Below are 18753 nucleotides of genomic sequence, written 5' to 3'. Positions count from 1 at the left end.
GAGAATTTGGGATCAAAAGAACAACAATCAGTTATAATTGTATCGCAACCGTATAATTTTAAGTAAATTTGCAAAAATTTTAATTGAAATGGAGAAAGTAAGAGTACGTTTTGCTCCAAGTCCTACCGGACCTTTACATTTGGGAGGCGTAAGAACTGCATTATATGATTACCTTTTTGCAAAAAATCAAGGGGGAGAATTTGTATTGAGAATTGAAGATACAGATACCGCAAGATATGTAGAAGGAGCTGAAGAATACATTGAAGAAGCTTTAGAATGGTGTGGAATCATCCCTGATGAAAGTCCTAAGAAAGGAGGAAAATTTGCCCCTTACAGACAATCTGAAAGAAGAGACATCTATGACAGATATACAGAGCAGATCTTAAAAACGGATTATGCTTATATGGCTTTTGATACTCCGGAAGAATTGGATGCTGTACGTGCAGAATTTGAAGCAAACGGAGAGGTTTTTTCTTATGATAATAAAACAAGAAACCGTTTAAAAAACAGTCTTGCCCTTTCTGAAGAGGAAGTCCAGAAATTATTGGATGCAAAAACTCCATATGTGGTAAGATTCAAAATGCCTGTAGACAGAGTATTGAATCTTGAAGACATCATCCGTGGAAAATCATCGGTTAACACCAATACTTTAGATGATAAAGTGCTGGTAAAAAATGACGGAATGCCAACTTACCATTTTGCCAACATTATCGATGATCATGAAATGGAAATCTCCCATGTAATTCGTGGTGAAGAATGGCTACCATCTTTAGGATTACACACTTTATTATATGAAGCAATGGAGTGGGAAGCTCCACAATTTGCTCACCTTTCTTTGATTCTAAAACCTGATGTTTCAGCATTAATCAGTAAAGATAATATTGACGGGATCACAAAATCTTTTACGGATGAATTTATAACAAAGAACAGTCAGTTTTCTTTTGACGAATCTGCCCCGATCATCAAATCATTCTTTGCAGAAGTAAAGAGCCCTAGATTCAAATCAATGCTGGGTGAAAATGATAATGACAATCCGTTAACTGCTGCTGTAAAGCAATTTTTAAAGAAAGGACTTTCAGGAAAACTAAGCAAAAGAGATGGTGATAAATTCGGATTCCCGGTATTCCCACTTGATTTCAAAGATCCTGCAACAGGTGCTGTTTCTAAAGGATACAGAGAAAACGGATATCTTCCTGATGCGTTCATCAATATGGTTGCGTTATTAGGCTGGTCTCCGGCAGATGATAAGGAAATTCTTTCTTTGGATGACATGGCTAAAGAATTTGACCTTCATAAAGTACATAAGGCAGGTGCAAGATTCAGCAAAGAAAAATCAGAATGGTTCAACCACCAGTATATTCAGATGAGATCAGATGAGGAACTTCTTCAGATGCTTAAAAGCTCAGATCTTGATCTTTCAGGTGCTACCGACGAAAAATTATTGAAAGTAATTCCTCTGATGAAAGAAAGAGCTACTTTCCCGAAAGACATCTATGAAAACGGAAAATTTTTCTTTGAAGCCCCTACTTCTTATGATGAAAAAGCTTCTAAAAAAGCATGGAATGATGAAACATCTGCTATTTTAGGAGAATTATCGACAACCCTTGAGTCTACAGACTTTGCTGCAGAAACATTAAAGCAGATGATGCATGATTTCGCAGAAAACAAAGGATTGGGAATGGGTAAAGTAATGATGCCATTGCGATTAGCTTTAGTAGGAGAACTTAAAGGACCAGATGTTCCGGATATTCTGGAAATCATTGGAAAAGAGGAAAGTATCGCCAGAATAAGCAATGCTATAAATAATTTTAAATAAAATTACCATAATTTTTCATACATTTGAAAGATTTAATTTACTTCAAGAAATGGAATATTTAAGTTTCGAACTTCCTATCAAAGAATTGATGGATCAATACCAGACATGTTCTTTAGTAGGAGAAGAAAGTGGTGTTGATGTAAAATTAGCATGCAGCCAGATTGAGGATAAGATTTTAGAAAAGAAAAAAGAAATCTATTCAAATCTTACACCTTGGCAAAGAGTACAACTGTCCCGTCATCCGGATCGTCCTTATACTTTGGACTATATTAACGGAATGGCAGACAAAGGCAGTTTCTTAGAACTTCACGGAGACAGAAATTTCGCTGATGACCCGGCAATGATTGGAGGATTGATTACCCTGGATGGTCAGAGAGTAATGATCATCGGGACTCAAAAAGGAAGAACGACTAAGGAAAGACAGCACAGAAGATTTGGAATGCCCAATCCGGAAGGATACAGAAAAGCTTTAAGACTAATGAAGCTTGCTGAGAAATTCAACATCCCTGTAGTGACTTTAGTGGATACACCGGGAGCTTATCCGGGACTGGAAGCTGAAGAAAGAGGACAAGGAGAAGCAATTGCAAGAAATATTTTTGAAATGGTTCAGCTGAAAACTCCGATCTTCACTTACATCATTGGGGAAGGAGCCAGTGGTGGAGCATTAGGAATAGGTGTAGGTAACAAAGTATATATGTTGGAAAACACTTGGTATACTGTAATTGCACCGGAAAGCTGCTCTTCTATCCTATGGAGAAACTGGGATCATAAAGAAGATGCTGCCAATGCACTAAACCTTACTCCAAACGATGCTCTAAGAGAAAAATTCATTGACGGAATTATTGAAGAACCACTTGGAGGTGCTCACTACGATCAGGAGACCACTTATCTGAACTTGAAAAATTCAATTTTACAGAATATCAAAGCTTTTTCCAAATTTACAGGACAGGAGCTTGAAACCCAGAGACAGGATAAATTTATCGCGATGGGTCAGTTTAAAGGATAAAAAATAAAAAAGGTTAAGAAATATTTCTTAACCTTTTTACTTTAGTTTTCTTCTTTCGTTAATCAGCTACATTGAGAGCGATCTCAACATCCTGAGTAATTTTCTTCAGTGAAGAATACTTTGCATCACATACCATCGTGGTCAGCACATATTCTCCTTTATCAATCAGAATAAAGTTTTCCCCTTTAGCAGGAACACTCAAATTATAATATTTTTTACCACTTATTTTCACGATCAGATTACAGCTTGACCTGTTTTTAATATTGATATAAGCTTCATTTTTATTAATATCATTATTAAAAAGATGGGTAAGCATAGCTGCTGTTTTCTTATTCGCTTCGCTAGGTTCGGATTTAGCCGAAGAACCTACACTTTTTGCAGAACCTGCTGAAGCATAGGTTGCCAACCTTTCTTCTTTCAATGCATTGATAGCATTATTTACTTTATCTGTATTCTTCGTATTATTTGTAGTAGATGCCTTATTAGCAGCAATTACTTTACCACTGTTCAGTTCATTATTTTTAACAATGTTTTCAATCTTTTCTTTACTGATTGGCTTTATAGTAGGTTTTGCTTCAGGAGAATTATCTGCCATGATAATTTCCATCAATCTTTTTTTAAAGTAATCGGTTCGTGCATGCCCGGGATTTTGCTTGATGAAACCAGCAATCACCCTTGTCTCTTTTGAAGTTTCAGCTTCCTGCTCCGTGTAAATGATCACAGTTTCTTTTTCCACTACGGCTTTAGATTTTGTCTTTTTCTTTTTTTGAGAAAAACCAAGAGCAAAAATGCATACAAAAAGGAGAAGGAAGATTTTTTTCATTAATCAAATCTTTAAAATAGTATTAAATATATTAATAACGTGAAAAGTCATTTTTTAGTTTATCATTAAAATCATTATCTTTGCACTGCTTTAAAATTAAGCTAAAAATTAATACTAATCTTAAATAAAAAATAATAGATATTATGTCTTATACACCAGTTGCTGCAGACGTAGCTAAATTAAGAAACCAAACAGGTGCAGGTATGATGGACTGCAAAAAAGCTCTAGTTGAAGCTGAAGGAGACTTCGAAAAAGCAGTAGATATCCTTAGAAAAAAAGGACAAAAAGTAGCTGCTAACAGAGCTGACAGAGAATCTACTGAAGGTGCTGTAATCGCAAGAGTAAATGAAGATAACACTTTAGGTGCTATTATCTCTTTAAATTGTGAGACTGACTTCGTTGGTAAAAACGAAGCTTTCATCGAGCTAGCTTATGAATTAGCTGAAATGGCAATCTTTGCTGCTACTAAAGAAGAATTATTAGCTACAGATTTCCACGGAATGACTGTTGCTGATAAATTGATTGAGCAGACAGGTGTTATCGGTGAAAAAATCGAAATCGGTACATTCGAAAGAATCGAAGGACCATTCCTAGGAGCTTATATCCACGCTGGAAACAAAATTGCTGCAATCACTTCTCTTTCTGCAAAAGTAGACGGAGCTGACGAAGTTGCTAAATCTGTTTCTATGCAAGCTGCTGCGATGAACCCTATCGCTCTTGACGAAACTAAAGTTTCTCAGGAAACTATCGACAAAGAATTAGAGATTGAAAGACACAAACTTACTGAAGAAGGTAAGCCTGCAAACATTATCGATAATATCTTGAAAGGTAAAATGCAGAGATTCTACAAAGACAACACTTTGGTACACCAGGATTTTATTAAAGATTCTAGTATATCAGTTGCTGATTATGTAAAATCTGTAAACGCTGATCTAAAAGTAACAGGATTTGTAAGAGTAAGCTTATAATCCCACTTTTAAAAATATTGAATCCCGATGATTTTTTCATCGGGATTTTTTTATGGAATAAAACCAACAAACATGAACGTAAAATGAAGTAAATTTTAAATATTTAATAATTATGGAATAATCCGGAATTCAAAGATTTTTTTTATATAAAATTTTGATTATTAATGCTTAAATTTGCGGCCCTTATAATAACGCATGAAAAAATATCTACTAGCTTTTTGCACTTTTTTTTGTCTATTAGTGAATGCCCAATTGGATACAGAACACTGGTTTGCTCCAATGGCAGCGAAAGCTAATGTTAGCCAACTTCAAGGATTTTTGTATCTGTCTACAGACGAATCCACACCATTTTCCGTACAGGTTTTCAATAATAATATGCTTTACACTACAGTACAGGTAAGCAAAAACAATCCTATATCGGTATCAGTACCTAATAATTTTTTAATTGCCACTTCTCAGTCTCAGCTATTCACCGCAAATTCTATGGGACTTCATGTGAAGGGAGCTAAGAAGTTCTTTGCTAATTACAGATTCTCACTTCAAAATCAGGCTGAAATCCTTACTTCCAAAGGAGCAGCAGCTTTGGGAACGACTTTCTATGCCGGCATGGCTCCTATTGCAGGCTCTGCCACCTATATGAATTCTTCTATTGGTGTTACCGCAACCGAAAACAATACAGTGGTGGAAATTTCAGGTTATGATCCTTCTCTTCTTTTTTCAAATGGAACTACTTCCCCAACGAAAACTTTTACTCTCAATAAAGGCCAGTCTTATATTCTTGATGTAGTAAGTTCTCAAAAGAATATAAATAAAACGGGTCTGATTGGAGCTAAGATTACCTCTACAAAACCCATCACAGTTACAAATGGAAATTTTAACGGGGCTTACGTAAATGTAACCAATAATGATGTATTGATGGATCAGTCTGTTCCGGTAGACAGACTGGGGAAGAGCTTTGTAATGGTAAAAGGTAACGGAGGGGTCACTTCTCAAATGGAAAGTGCAGTAATTGTTGCTACAGAAGACAATACACAGATTACTTTCAACGGAACCGGGTCACCTGTGATCCTTAATGCAGGAAAGTACTATCTTGTTCCCAGTAATAAATATATCAATCAGGGAAATGGTCATTATAACATGAATATTTCTGCTACCAAGAACGTTTATGTATACCAGTTGTTATCAGGAGCAGTAAGTGGAAATGAATTTGCCTCCGGAGGAATGAATTTTATCCCTCCTGTAAGCTGCTTTATGCCAACAAAAATAGACGAGATAGGAATTATCAACAAAATCGGAAGTGATTCTTTCACTACGAGACTGAATATCATTACACAGAAAGGAGCCATTGTAACAGTAAGCGGAAATCCGATTGCTGCAGGAAACGGTCCTTATTCCGTAACGGGAAATCCAGATTGGGAAACTTATTCCATATTGGGAGTGACGGGGAATATTACAGTAAACTCAACCAAGCCTGTAACTGCTGGAATTGCTGCCGGAAACGGAGCTGTAGGATACGGAGGATATTTTGCAGGATTCTCTTCAATTCCGGTGATCAAGAAAACCGGAGACTGTTATAATGGAGTTCTTTTAGAGGTAGAATCAGGCTATGATAACTACAAATGGTACCTTAATGGCACTGAAATCACAGGGGCAACAACTCCTTCAATTAATCCGGACACATACGGATCCGGAATCTACACCTGCAAGATTACTAAGAACAGCTGTGAAACCAGACTTACCGCAGAGTATAATTATACAGTATGCCCACCTATTACTACAACAACCTATGATATTGGTTCATGTAACCCTAAGGTAATTATTCCTGCATTTACAAGCTCTAGTCAGACAGTAGATCCTTCCAAGACTAGCATTATGGCACAGCCTGCCAACGGAACGGTTACCATCAATCCGACAACAGGACAAATCACTTATACTCCTAATGCAGGTACACCTACAGATTTCACAGATACCTTCACCTATTATATTCAGGGAAATGGAGACCCTGCAGCTTTTGAATATTTTAAGATAGAAGTGAATATTCACACTCTTCAGGTTACTAATGATGTCATGTTTTCCTGTGCTGACACTAATGGAAATGGAACATACAATCTGAAAACAGCCAGTGTAAGCCCAACTCCGGGAGCTACGATAACTTACTTCACCAATGCTAATCTAACAGGGCCTATTGCTAATCCGCTCAGTTACACAGGTCCGGCAGGAGTTGTGTATGCCAATGTAACCTCTTATGGATGCTCTAAAGTAGCTACCATTACTTTAAACACATTCCCTGTTCCCGTTATTAATACCAGTAATTTCAATGCCAATAGCTGTGGAAGTGATCTTGACGGAAGTGTAGTGATCAACTTTAACAATGTTACTCCGCAGATTGTTGCCAACTCAGCCATCTTTACAGTAAAATATTACCTTAACCAGGCTGATGCCATTGCAGGCAACAGTAATACTCTTCCTGATAACTGGACTTATACAGCGAATACTACGGTATATGTAAGAGCGACAGGTAATACCGGAAGCTGTCCCGCAGTCTTCGGACAGATTAATTTCACAATCGGAAATAAGGTTTCTTTAATTACAAATAATGCTAAAGCTGATGTCTGTGATAATGATATCAGTGGTTCTGAATCTGTAAACCTGAATGATTACAAAGGGTTATTTACAGTTGATCCTAATGTGATCTTAACATTCTATACCTCTGCTGCTGATGCGCAGGCGGGAACTAATCCTGTCTCAGCATCACAGATTATTACTTCTACAGGAACTATTTATCACGTAAGATTCCAAAGCAGTACAGCATGTCCTACCACAGGTGTCTTAACACTTGCTTTAAAAACTCCTAAAAAGTCTACTACACTCTATGACCAGATGATCTGTTCTAATGAAAAAATTCTTTTGGATGCAGGCTCAGGATTTTCGTCCTATTTATGGAGTAATGGAGCAACCAGCCAAACCATTAGTGCTTCTGCAGGAAACTATTATGTAGATCTTGGGTTTAACGGTTGTGTATACCGTCAATATGTAAAGGTAACTACTGCACAGTCACCTGTTATTTCAAGAATAGATGTTTCTGGTACCACAGCTACTGTACAGGTAACCGGTGGAACGCCTCCTTACCGATATTCATTAAATGGTTTTGATTATCAGAATTCCAATGTATTTACAGGATTATCAAGAGGAATGCATACAGTGTATGTATTGGGCTCAGACGGATGCCGACATGTAACCAAAGAGTTCCTGATTATTAATCTTATCAATACCATCACGCCCAATGGAGATGGAATCAATGATGTCCTGAACTATTCCGAATTAAGAATAAAACAGCATGTATCAATAGAGGTGTCAGACCGATATGGAAATCCTGTATATAAGTCTTCTGACAAAAATTATATCTGGGATGGAAAATCCAATGGCAGAAGTCTTCCTACGGGAACTTACTGGTATGTTATAAAATGGGTCGAACCAGACACTCAATTACCAGTTTCACATTCAGGATGGATTTTAATTAAAAATCGGGAATAATTTTCAACATTTATTTACATTTTATTAAAAGTATTTGATTTTTTATTTTAATTTTGTAGAAATCCTAATTCCATACACATGAAAAGATTTCTACTCAGTCTGGTATTAACTTTTTTAACAATTAATACCCTCTTCGCGCAAAGGGATACCGAGCACTGGATTGCACCTTATTATAGTGTGTTGACACCATCAACGTTTAACAGCTATGAAAATAAGGTATATCTATCCACTGATTCTACGACTCCCTTTGACGTAAAAATATTCAGCGCAAACACCCTTATAGGTACCGTTACTATTGCCAAAGGAGACCCTAAAACATTTGATGTCGAAGAATCTCTTATTACAGCTAATGGAGCTACCGATGCATTTGTTGTAGGTTCAAAAGGGCTTTATTTAAAAGCGGACAAACCATTCTATTGCAGTTTACGATTAGCACAGGATGCCCATGGTGAAATTATTACCAGTAAGGGAAGAGCTGGAATCGGTAACCTATTTTATGTAGCTACCAGCCCTAACCAAAGAAACCCAGGTGATTCTACACTAGATGGCTTTACAGCAGGAATCCTGGCTACTGAGGACAACACAACCGTTACTGTAAGCTGGACTACTAACGACTTAAAATTTGTTAATGGTACTCCACCTGGCAAAAACCATTCGTTTGTTTTAAACAAAGGGCAATCTTTTATTTTTGCAGGAAGAGGAAACACAAAAGCTAATCAGGAAGGCTTCATTGGTGCTAAGATTGTTACCAACAAACCAGTTACCCTTACCAATGGTAGCTGTAATGGTAACTTTTCAACCGGCGGAAGTGGCGGTTCTGATGCCGTTCTTGACCAGTCTGTCCCTGTAGAAAGATTAGGGAATACGTTTGCTATGGTGAAAACCATATCTACAGATCCTTCTCTAAATATGGAAGGAGGTCTTATTATTGCCACTGAAGACAATACTGAAATATATCTTAATGGCTCAACCACTCCTGTTGCTACCAGAAATGCAGGAGGCTGGTATAGAATCAACGAGACCAACTATGTGGCTCAGCCTGGAGGAACCCATTCTAACATGTTCATTTCTACCTCTAAGAATGTATACCTATATCAATTCGTTGGAGTTGGATCAAGTGGTGCAACCAACGGCTATAATTATATACCACCGTTGAACTGTTTCTTACCCCGAAAAATTGATGAAATTGGTAAGATCAATGAAATGCCGGGCATTGCTACTAGTGATATTAAGTTAAAACTTAATATATTAACTGAGGTAGGAGCAACTGTACTAGTCAATGGTGTAGCACCTTCTGCAGCTGATGGACCATATCCTTTAACGGGAAATTCTCAGTGGGTAACCTATTCAGTGGGAACCTTCCCTCCTAACCTTACCATTACCTCTACAAAAGCGGTAACAGCTGGTATCAACGGAGGATACAGCTCTGCCGGATATGGTGGATATTTTGCAGGGTTCTCATCTGTTCCTGGAATTTCTAAGACAGGTGACTGTGTTCCTGGAATTGTTTTAGATGTGGCTGATACTTATGATACGTATCAGTGGTTTCTTAATGATGTAGCCATTTCCGGAGCAAATGCTTATAAGTATTCTCCTACACAACCTGGCTATTATTCTGTAAAGGTTACAATGGGAGCATGCCAATCAATAACAACAGCTCCATATAAAGTAACGAACTGTCTGAAGCTGACTACTAAAGAAGAACCAGCATGTTCTACTAAGATCATTACTCCAGCCTTCTCCTCTTCGACTCAGACTCCGGTATTCAGTACTTTAAAAATCCTTACTCCTCCTACTAACGGAACGGCAGTGATAAATCCAGATGGTACAATTACCTATACACCGAAACCTAATTATGAAGGAACTGATACTATCGTTTATACATTCTGTGGAGACTCCCCGGATTTTATGGATTGTGAAGAAGTTACCTTAAAACTTACGGTTATCCCTTTCATTGTGAAAGATGCTTCTATTAAAGCTTGTTGGTACGATGTAGCACCTTATGCTTATTTTGATCTGACAACAGCAAACGTTACAGACTATGGATTAGCAATAAAAAAATATTACCGTACATTAAAAGACCTTACTTCAGGTTTGAATGAAATAAAACCAGCGAACAACTATCCTGCTACAGGAGGTTTTGTTTATGTGAAGATTACTACTGAACAAGGATGTAGTGCAACTGCAAAAATTGAACTGATCCCTCTTCCAATCAAAAAATCTCCAGTCCTTGTAGATAAATACATCTGTATTGATGCTACAACTGACCTGGATGCTGGACCTGGATATGATTCTTACTTATGGAACAACGGAGCAACATCTTCAGGAATCAGAGGTGTAGGTGTAGGTGAATATTCTGTAATTCTTGAGAAAAACGGATGCCTTCTTACACAGGTAGTAAGAGTGAAAAAAGCAGTTGAACCAGTTATCCAGCAAATTGAAATCAACAATACTACAGCTACAGTAGTTGTGGTAGGAGGTAAAGCCCCTTACAAATATGCTGTTGACGGAACTACGAACTGGCAGGATTCAAATACTTTCACAGGGTTAAGCAGAGGACAGCATAAATTCTATGTAAAAGATGCTTACAACTGTACTCCTAACTCAGCAGAAGTAACAGTTCCTAATTTATTGAATGCCATTACTCCTAATGGAGATAACATCAATGACTATATCGATTACAGTGATCTTTCATACAAAGACAACCTTAACTTTGTAGTGTATGACAGATACGGAAATATGATATTTACAGGAAATAAATTCAATAATTACAAGTGGGACGGAAGACACTTCGACAAGAAACTGATAACAGGTACATACTGGTATCATGTTTCATGGAATGAATCAAACAAAGAAAAAACCGAAATTAAATACACAGGTTGGATTATGGTAAAAAACAGGGAATAACCATATACCTTTATAACTTTCAAAACCACGATTTCAAAATCGTGGTTTTTTTATTTCATTTTCAACACTTTAATACATTTTATTGTTAAATTTGTGATAAATACCATCACTGAATGAAGAAAATTCTATCTTTTTTATTTATACTTTATATATTCAATTCTACCTTTGCACAATTAGACAGAGAGCATTGGTTTGCCCCTATGATAGACCGGTCAGGCGCTTCCTTTCCCTATCAGAAGCTCTATTTATCTACCAACCGCACCACATCTTTTCCGGTAAGTATCTATAATAATAACGTTCTGATAGGAACCGTGGATATCAGCAAGAACAATCCGCAGAAGTTTGATGTTTTAAGAAACTTTATCATTACCACCCAACAGACAGATCTTTTTACTCCTACCACAAAAGGATTATACCTGAAAGCTGAATTTCCGTTTTATGCAAACTTAAGGTTTTCAGTATTTAACCATGCTGAAATCATCACTTCTAAAGGAATCCCATCAACCGGGAAAAGTTTCTTTGCTGCTTCAGCTCCTATCAGCGTAAATAATGATATCCTGAACTTTATGACCAGTATTCTGGCAACAGAAAATAACACCACTGTTACCATTACCGGTTACAGCCCACTTGTACAATTCTCAAACGGGACCACGGGAGCAACTAATCCCACTATAAACATCACTCTAAATAAAGGACAGTCGTATATTATTGATGGAATCGGAAATAATACAGGAAACTTCGATGGGTTTATCGGTGCTAAAATCACTTCGAACAGGCCAATCAATGTCACCAATGGAAACTTCAATGGCCAATATGCCGGAAACTATCCTACCAGCTCTGACATTTTAATGGACCAGGCTGTACCTGTTGACAGGCTCGGAAGTGAATTTGCTCTCGTAAAAGGTAATGGAAGTATTGGCGCCAATATGGAGGGAGCTTTGATTATTGCCACGGAAGACAATACCCAAATCTATGTAAATAATGAATTAACACCTATCACCACACTGAATACCGGAAAATATTTTGTAATTCCCGACACTAAATACAGTCTTCAGGGAGGCAACCATTATAACTTATTCATTAAAACCTCTAAAAATGCTTATGTTTACCAGATCTTAGCAGGAGATTCAAAAACATCGAATGAAGTGGCCACCGGAGGATTTAATTTTATTCCGGCTTTAAATTGTTATCTTCCCAAGCAGATCAATGAGCTGGGGTTTATTGATGAAAATTTTGTTCACTCCAATGTAAACCCGTCCGGGGTTCTCAATATCCCTACTAAGCTGAACCTAGTTACAGAAAGAGGAGCTGTGGTTACGGTAAATGGCGGAACTCCGCCTGCATCAACGGGACCTTATAATATGACCGGTACCACTAACTGGGTTACTTATGGAATTCCTGATGTAACCGGAACAATCACCGTAGTTTCAAGTAAAGCCATTACAGCAGGAATTACGGCAGGAAGTGATGCTGTAGGGTATGGAGGTTTCTTTGCAGGCTTTCCTACACAGCCTGTTATTTTAAAATCCGGGGGAAACTGTATTCCAGGACTTGTACTTACGGTAGACCCTATTATTTATGATACCTATCAGTGGTACAGAAACGGAATAGCAATTTCAGGAGCTAACAGTTCTTCTATCAATCCTACACAATCCGGGTATTATACTTGCTCTGTAACAATGGGAAGCTGTGCTCCTTTGGTTACCGAAAAATTTAAAGTTACCAACTGTACAAAACTGACCGCTACAGCTTACGACGTGTGTACCACACAGACGATAATTCCCACCTTCAGTACCTCTTCACAAAATCCTGTACCGGCTACAGTAGCAGTGACTACGCCTCCTGCATTGGGCACGGCAGCCGTAGATCCGGCTACCGGTAAAATTACCTATACTGTCAATACTCCCGGCACAGCAGGAACTGATACATTCACTTATACTTTCTGTGGAGATGATCCTGACTTTCCGGATTGTGAAACAGTAACAGTAACCATTAATATTAAAGCAATTACGGTCACCAATTCAGTATTATTTGCCTGTGACATAAATGGAAAAGGAACATTTAACCTTACAACAGCCAGTGTAACCACAAATTCTCCCGTTACCATAACTTATTACCCAACACTGGCAGATGCCCAAGCGGAAAACCCAGCTACCAGAATCACAGTACCTAATGCTTATTCGGCAACAAACGGTACAATCGTCTATGTTGTAGTTAAAAATACACTCGGATGTAAAAGCATCGCCCAAATCACTTTGTCTTTTTACAACAAAATAACATTAGTGGATAATTACAAAGGAGAATTCTGTGATGATAATTTCGATGGAACCGTCAATATCATTCTTTCTAATGTTACTGCTACAGTCCTTAATAATCCTACTTATTTCACCGTAAGATATTATGAAAAATTAATTGATGCCAATGCAGGAAATACAAATACCCTGCCTAATAACTGGAGCTATACCGCAGCTACCACCATCTATATCAGAGTAGATTCACCTGACGGGTGCCCATCTGTCATTAAGCCTTTACAGTTCAGTATCGGAGCAAAAATACAATTGGCAAGCCAGGCAGTAGAAGAAAATGTATGTGATGACGACCTGGATGGAGTAAAGAACGTAAACCTGGCTCAGTTTATTCCACAATTCACACTAGATCCTAATGTTACTTTTACTTTTCATGCAAGTTTAGCTGATGCCCAGAACAATGTATCTCCATTAGCAGCTACTGTAAATATTACTGCATCTCAAACATTTTATATCCGTTTTGAAAAAAATGGGGTATGCCCGGAAGTTGCTTCTATTAAAATAACCATCAAAATTCCTAAAACCTCAGAACTTCTTAAAGACCAGATTATCTGCCCAAAAACAACAACTACATTGGATGCAGGTCCGGGATTCGAAAAATACCTGTGGAGCACCGGAGCAACCAGCCCTTCAATTAATAATGTACCTGCCGGCAGCTATTGGGTAGAGCTTACCTTTAAAGGGTGTGTGTACAAACAGAATGTCAACGTTACTGAATATCAGATTCCGATTATTACGTCTATTGAAATTGAAGGAACAACAGTGAAGATTGGAGCTAGTGGAGGTACTCCACCTTACGAATATTCATTGGACGGAGTGATTTGGCAGACTTCAAATATTTTCTATAATGTACCTAGAGGTGCACATTATGCTATGGTAAGAGACTCTAAAGCATGTGGAGAAGCTAAAAAGGAATTTGCCATCATCAATCTGATCAACACCATTACGCCTAACGGAGACGGGCGCAATGAGTCCATAGACTATTCTGCGCTGATGTCTCATGATAATCTTGTATTCAGAATCTTTGACCGGTATGGTGCAGAGCTCTTCAGAGGTACTCATGAAAACCGATATACCTGGGATGGAAGAGTTGGAGGCAGATATGTCCCTACAGCTACCTATTGGTATTTCATCAGCTGGACAGAATTTGGTTCCACAGTTTCAATAAAATACTCAAGCTGGTTACTGGTAAAACATCGATAAAATCATAAAAAGGTTGAAAGAAAACAATCCTCCTTCAACCTTGGTATCTTAAGTATATCAGAACACAATTCAGCCTGGAAATATATTTATAACATTCATTAACAATTGAATACTAAAGTTTAATATAACTTTAACCACTATTCGTTATCTAATTAAGCAGAAATTGCTGGATTTCTATGTAATTTTGCCAATTATATGAAGAAACTGTTTACTCTGTTGCTGTTGATTTTTCTGGCAAAAATCAATGCCCAAATATATTCCGGAGAGGTATTTCTGAGAGACAACTCGATCCTTTATCTTAATCAGGTATATGTTACCAATTTAAATACTCAAAAGACTGTACTTGCTGACTATAACGGTAACTTCAGTGTTCCTGCCAATTCTGGAGATGTCATCCGGTTTACCTCAATTGTTACTGAACGGAAGGATATTAAGCTTACTCCTCAGCTTATGGAACAAAAAAACCTGGTAGAGCTGAAAATTGCCTATTATGAGATCCAGGAAATTGTGCTCAGCAGGTTTAAACCTACAGGTAACTTAAGGTATGATGTAAACTCACTAAGAAAAGAAGACAAAGCACTGGCGATCAAAAAAGTGATAGGGCTTCCTGAGCCTAAAGGAGACGGAACACCACCAGAGCTTCCGGTTGCCGGATTAAGAGATGGCGGATTGACCTTCAGCATTGAAAGCATCTATGATATGCTTTCCGGAGAGAGAAAGAAAAAACAACGTTATAAGGCTTATGAGAGCATGAATACTTCTATCACCCAGATCAAAAATTACTTAGGTAAAGATTATTTTGCGAAATTTAAAATTCCTGAAAATCTGATCGATAACTTCCTACAATTCGTTTATACTTCTGAAAATATACAACCTTATGTACTGGCAGGAAATTACGAAGCTATAAAAATTCCTATTGAAAAATACATGCCTATTTACCAGAAACGACTAAAGAACTCGCATCTTCAGGAAGTCATTAGTCCTCAACAGGCTGATAAATAGCCATTCAGATCTATACAAACCATGTAATTTTTACATGGTTTTTTTTATAACAAGCAGAACACCCCATTATTAATCATTTATTTTTTATTGAATATATTTCATTCATATTTAAAAATATATTTAATTTTATGTCACAATAATGTGTTTAAAATAAAAACAATACTAATTCGTTATCCTATTAAATACTAATTGCCCAAAAACCAAATTAAGAAAAAGTAACCCATTTTTAACTTAATATTTATTAATGAAAAAAATACTTTTACTTCTTGCCTCGGTCTTGTTTTTCAGTATGTCTGCCCAAAAGAAAGGAAAAGACTACAGCGAAATTCTGAAAAGCAATAATATTTACGAAATCAATGCTTTCTTAAGGGACGCTCATCCTGATGATCCCCGAAGGTCAGTACTGAAACCCCGGGTTATGGAAATGATGAAAGAATACATTAAAAATGCCCATCCGGAAGATCAAAAAGTAAAAGACATGCAGGAAATGCTGGCTTTGTTAAGGAGGCGACCTTCTACGAAGATTACTTTTGATGAAATGAATGCAATCATCAAACAGAAGCAGATTGCTAAATATAAAGCTGAACTTGCCGCTAAAAAATCTACAGAAACCTATACTCCAAGCAGCACTCAGAATGCTTTTGTTGTTAATACATCAGCCAATGCAGCCATTCCTAATGCAGAAGCAGAAGAATTTAATATGCTGATGAATATTTCTCCTATCGAACATCAAAATAAAACAGTGAAGATCCTTAACTCTCTGTTTGATAATGATCCCAATGCCAAGGAATGTATTGTTCTTATCCAAAATCAATCTGACTGTAATATTATCGTAAGAATGGAAGGGGTAGGAACTACAAAATATAGACTTGCTGTTCCGGCTCATAAAGACAACTCAATTGTAGTGGAAAAAGGCCAGTATCTTTTCACAAGTTTAGTCTGTGGTGCACAGTACGCATCGCAAAAGACCATCCAAAAACCCATCATGGTTGCATTAGGCAGCGCAACATCAAAATAATCAAAACAATATAATAGTTTCCCCATAGGTCTTTTAGCATTAAAAGACCTCAATTCTGTCTAAATTTTACTATTTTTGCACTCATTTTATAAATGACTTAATGGGCAAGAATAAATTAGCAAGATTTGCAGAAAACAAGATATTACCGAATGTAATTCAACCTACAAGAGAAAATGCTTTAGAAGGCTTTGAACTTAAGGGAAAATGGAGAGAAAACTTCTTTAAAAACGACAACCCTATTGTTCTTGAGCTAGGCTGTGGAAAAGGAGAATACTCTGTAGGATTAGCCAAAACATTTCCTGAAAAAAACTTTATCGGGATTGATATTAAAGGGGCTAGATTCTGGTTCGGTGCCAAAGAAGCAGTGGAAAACGGAATGACTAATGTGGCTTTTTTAAGAACACAGATCGAACTTGTAGATTATTTCTTTGCCGAAAATGAAGTGGATGAAATCTGGATTACCTTCCCGGACCCACAAATCAAATATAAAAGAACAAAACATAGATTAACACATCCGGACTTTTTAGCCCGTTATAAAAAATTCCTGAAGCCAGGAGGGATCATCCACCTGAAGACGGACTCAGAATTTCTTCACGGATATACGCTTGGATATTTACAGGGAGCAGGATATGAAATCATTACCGCTCACCACGATATCTACGGAGCACCTGAATACGATCCTAATACGCCGCATTTGAGAGACATCCAGACGTATTATGAGCAACTGTTCTCAGCAAAAGGAAAAACGATAACCTATATAAAATTCCGGATACACTGATGAAATAAACAAACACTATTGATGAAAAAAAAAATTTTGACGATTTTATTTTTCTCTTTCCTTACCCCTGTCTTTATCTATTCACAAAAAGGTAATAAAGACATCCTAAAAAGCACAAATATCAAGGAAATTGAAGAATATCTTAAGACCGCACACCCTGACGATCCTAAAAAAAGTGTGCTGAAACCTAAACTCATTGCTTTAAAAAACTCTGAGTGGACGAAGGGATCACGTACTGCCAAACCTATGGAAGCCAGGCCCGTCATTGCAGATATCCCCAAAAATGCAATGAAAGATCCCAACTCTAATGAAGCAGAAGAATTCAAGCGGTTACTTGCCGAAACATCTGCAGAACATAAGGAGAAAACCGCACAGCTTTTAAATACAATGCTTAATGAGGACATTACTAAAAAAGAATCTATTCTTTTATTTAAGAATAATTCGGATTGTAATATTGTTCTCCGGATAGAAGGAAAAGATTATTACAATCTTGCAGTTCCCGCTCACGGAGAAAACTTCATTATAGTTAATAAAGGCTCTTATACACTAAGCAGCAATGTTTGTGACATGAAGTACTTTTCTCAAAAAGATATAAAAAGAAGTATCTTTGTAACCATAGACAATCCAGGTCAGCCAGGAGTTCAACCGGTTTCAACAACAAAAGCTCCGCCTGAAAAACCATTAAAAAAAAGAAAAGCAAAAAAATAAACGGGTATGAAAAAGTTATTAGTTCTTACCGGGGTTTCAATGATCCTTACCAGCTGTAGTGTAAATTACGGTGGTTATCCCATAAGAAACCCCTACCCTACCAATACTGGTGGAGGCAGCAGTGCAGCTAATGCGGAAAGGGAATACAATGAACTGATAAAAACCTATAAGCCTGAGACAGCTGAAGTTCTGAATGATCTTCTCAATAATGATGACCCCGGTAATCCTAAGACTTCCATTTCTGTAGAAAACAAATCTCCATGCAATATGGTTCTTACAGTAAGCGGAAACGGATTTTTTAAAAAAATTCCAATAGGTGCCGGAAAAATAGGATATACAATGGTGACGAAGAATCAGAACTACAGATTATCCGGAATGCTTTGCAACTCTTCTTATCAGTCTACAAAGTTTATCACCACTTCTTATGTTATAAAAATTTCAAATTAAATAAACCCCGCAGATTACTGTGGGGTTTTTATTTTATAAATATTTTTCAGATATTCTAAAGGCAGTCGATTTCTGCTTTCTTATGCCATTTTTTCGGATCCTCTAATTATTCCGTAGAAGTTAATCAATATATCATTTAAAGCTCTTATTGAGACTTGTATAGGATTATAAACGCTTATATAAATCTGCATTATCTACAAAATCTGTGAGTACATATAAAAACAAAAAACGCTGGAT

At 37.2% G+C, this 18753-nt stretch carries 12 protein-coding genes; 11 read left to right on the top strand and 1 reads right to left on the bottom strand.

What is annotated here, in order from left to right; genetic code table 11:
* The first annotated feature begins 88 nt into the window (after positions 1–88).
* Together gltX and WH267_RS14035 are read left to right on the top strand one after the other, a co-directional pair.
* Positions 89–1816 carry a glutamate--tRNA ligase gene (gene gltX / locus WH267_RS14040; protein WP_340009076.1) on the top strand — a complete coding sequence of 576 codons (1728 nt, stop codon included), beginning with the start codon at positions 89–91 and terminating at the stop codon, positions 1814–1816.
* Positions 1817–1865: 49 nt separating this feature from the next.
* Positions 1866–2822 carry an acetyl-CoA carboxylase carboxyltransferase subunit alpha gene (locus WH267_RS14035; protein ID WP_115970533.1) on the top strand — a complete coding sequence of 319 codons (957 nt, stop codon included), beginning with the start codon at positions 1866–1868 and terminating at the stop codon, positions 2820–2822.
* Positions 2823–2880: 58 nt separating this feature from the next.
* On the opposite strand, the gene WH267_RS14030 is transcribed toward WH267_RS14035, so the two are convergent.
* Entirely contained in the window at positions 2881–3645 is a 765-nt protein-coding gene (locus tag WH267_RS14030; protein ID WP_340009074.1) for a DUF6759 domain-containing protein, read from the bottom strand.
* A gap of 143 nt (positions 3646–3788) precedes the next feature.
* Between WH267_RS14030 and tsf the strand changes: the two genes are divergently transcribed.
* The 9 genes from tsf (at position 3789) to WH267_RS13985 (ending at position 18516) form a co-directional block, all read left to right on the top strand.
* Positions 3789–4613, top strand: coding sequence for a translation elongation factor Ts (gene tsf / locus WH267_RS14025; protein WP_340009072.1), 825 nt, complete (start codon positions 3789–3791; stop codon positions 4611–4613).
* 252 nt (positions 4614–4865) lie between these two features.
* The gene (locus tag WH267_RS14020; RefSeq protein ID WP_340009070.1) at positions 4866–8147 is read left to right on the top strand and encodes a T9SS type B sorting domain-containing protein; all 3282 of its coding nucleotides are present in this window, start codon (positions 4866–4868) and stop codon (positions 8145–8147) included.
* 78 nt (positions 8148–8225) lie between these two features.
* Positions 8226–11054 (top strand): T9SS type B sorting domain-containing protein, encoded by a 2829-nt coding sequence (locus WH267_RS14015; protein ID WP_123320945.1) that lies wholly within the window; start codon positions 8226–8228, stop codon positions 11052–11054.
* A 113-nt stretch (positions 11055–11167) separates the two neighbouring features.
* Complete coding sequence (locus WH267_RS14010; RefSeq protein WP_340009067.1) at positions 11168–14563, top strand: T9SS type B sorting domain-containing protein; 3396 nt, start codon at positions 11168–11170, stop codon at positions 14561–14563.
* A 195-nt stretch (positions 14564–14758) separates the two neighbouring features.
* On the top strand, positions 14759–15565 hold the full coding sequence (locus WH267_RS14005; RefSeq protein WP_115970538.1) for a hypothetical protein: 807 nt from the start codon (positions 14759–14761) through the stop codon (positions 15563–15565).
* Positions 15566–15809: 244 nt separating this feature from the next.
* The gene (locus WH267_RS14000) at positions 15810–16583 is read left to right on the top strand and encodes a DUF6759 domain-containing protein (protein WP_340009065.1); all 774 of its coding nucleotides are present in this window, start codon (positions 15810–15812) and stop codon (positions 16581–16583) included.
* 100 nt (positions 16584–16683) lie between these two features.
* Positions 16684–17361, top strand: coding sequence for a tRNA (guanosine(46)-N7)-methyltransferase TrmB (gene trmB, locus WH267_RS13995; protein ID WP_115970540.1), 678 nt, complete (start codon positions 16684–16686; stop codon positions 17359–17361).
* Between the two features lie 21 nt (positions 17362–17382).
* Positions 17383–18069, top strand: a complete 687-nt coding sequence (locus WH267_RS13990) for a DUF6759 domain-containing protein (protein WP_340009063.1) — start codon at positions 17383–17385, stop codon at positions 18067–18069.
* Between the two features lie 6 nt (positions 18070–18075).
* On the top strand, positions 18076–18516 hold the full coding sequence (locus WH267_RS13985) for a DUF6759 domain-containing protein (RefSeq protein ID WP_340009061.1): 441 nt from the start codon (positions 18076–18078) through the stop codon (positions 18514–18516).
* The last annotated feature ends 237 nt before the right edge of the window (positions 18517–18753 follow it).

It is taken from the genome of Chryseobacterium sp. MYb328, assembly GCF_037572595.1.
Lineage (GTDB): Bacteria > Bacteroidota > Bacteroidia > Flavobacteriales > Weeksellaceae > Chryseobacterium > Chryseobacterium pennae.
This window is presented reverse-complemented; position numbering and strand designations above follow the sequence as displayed.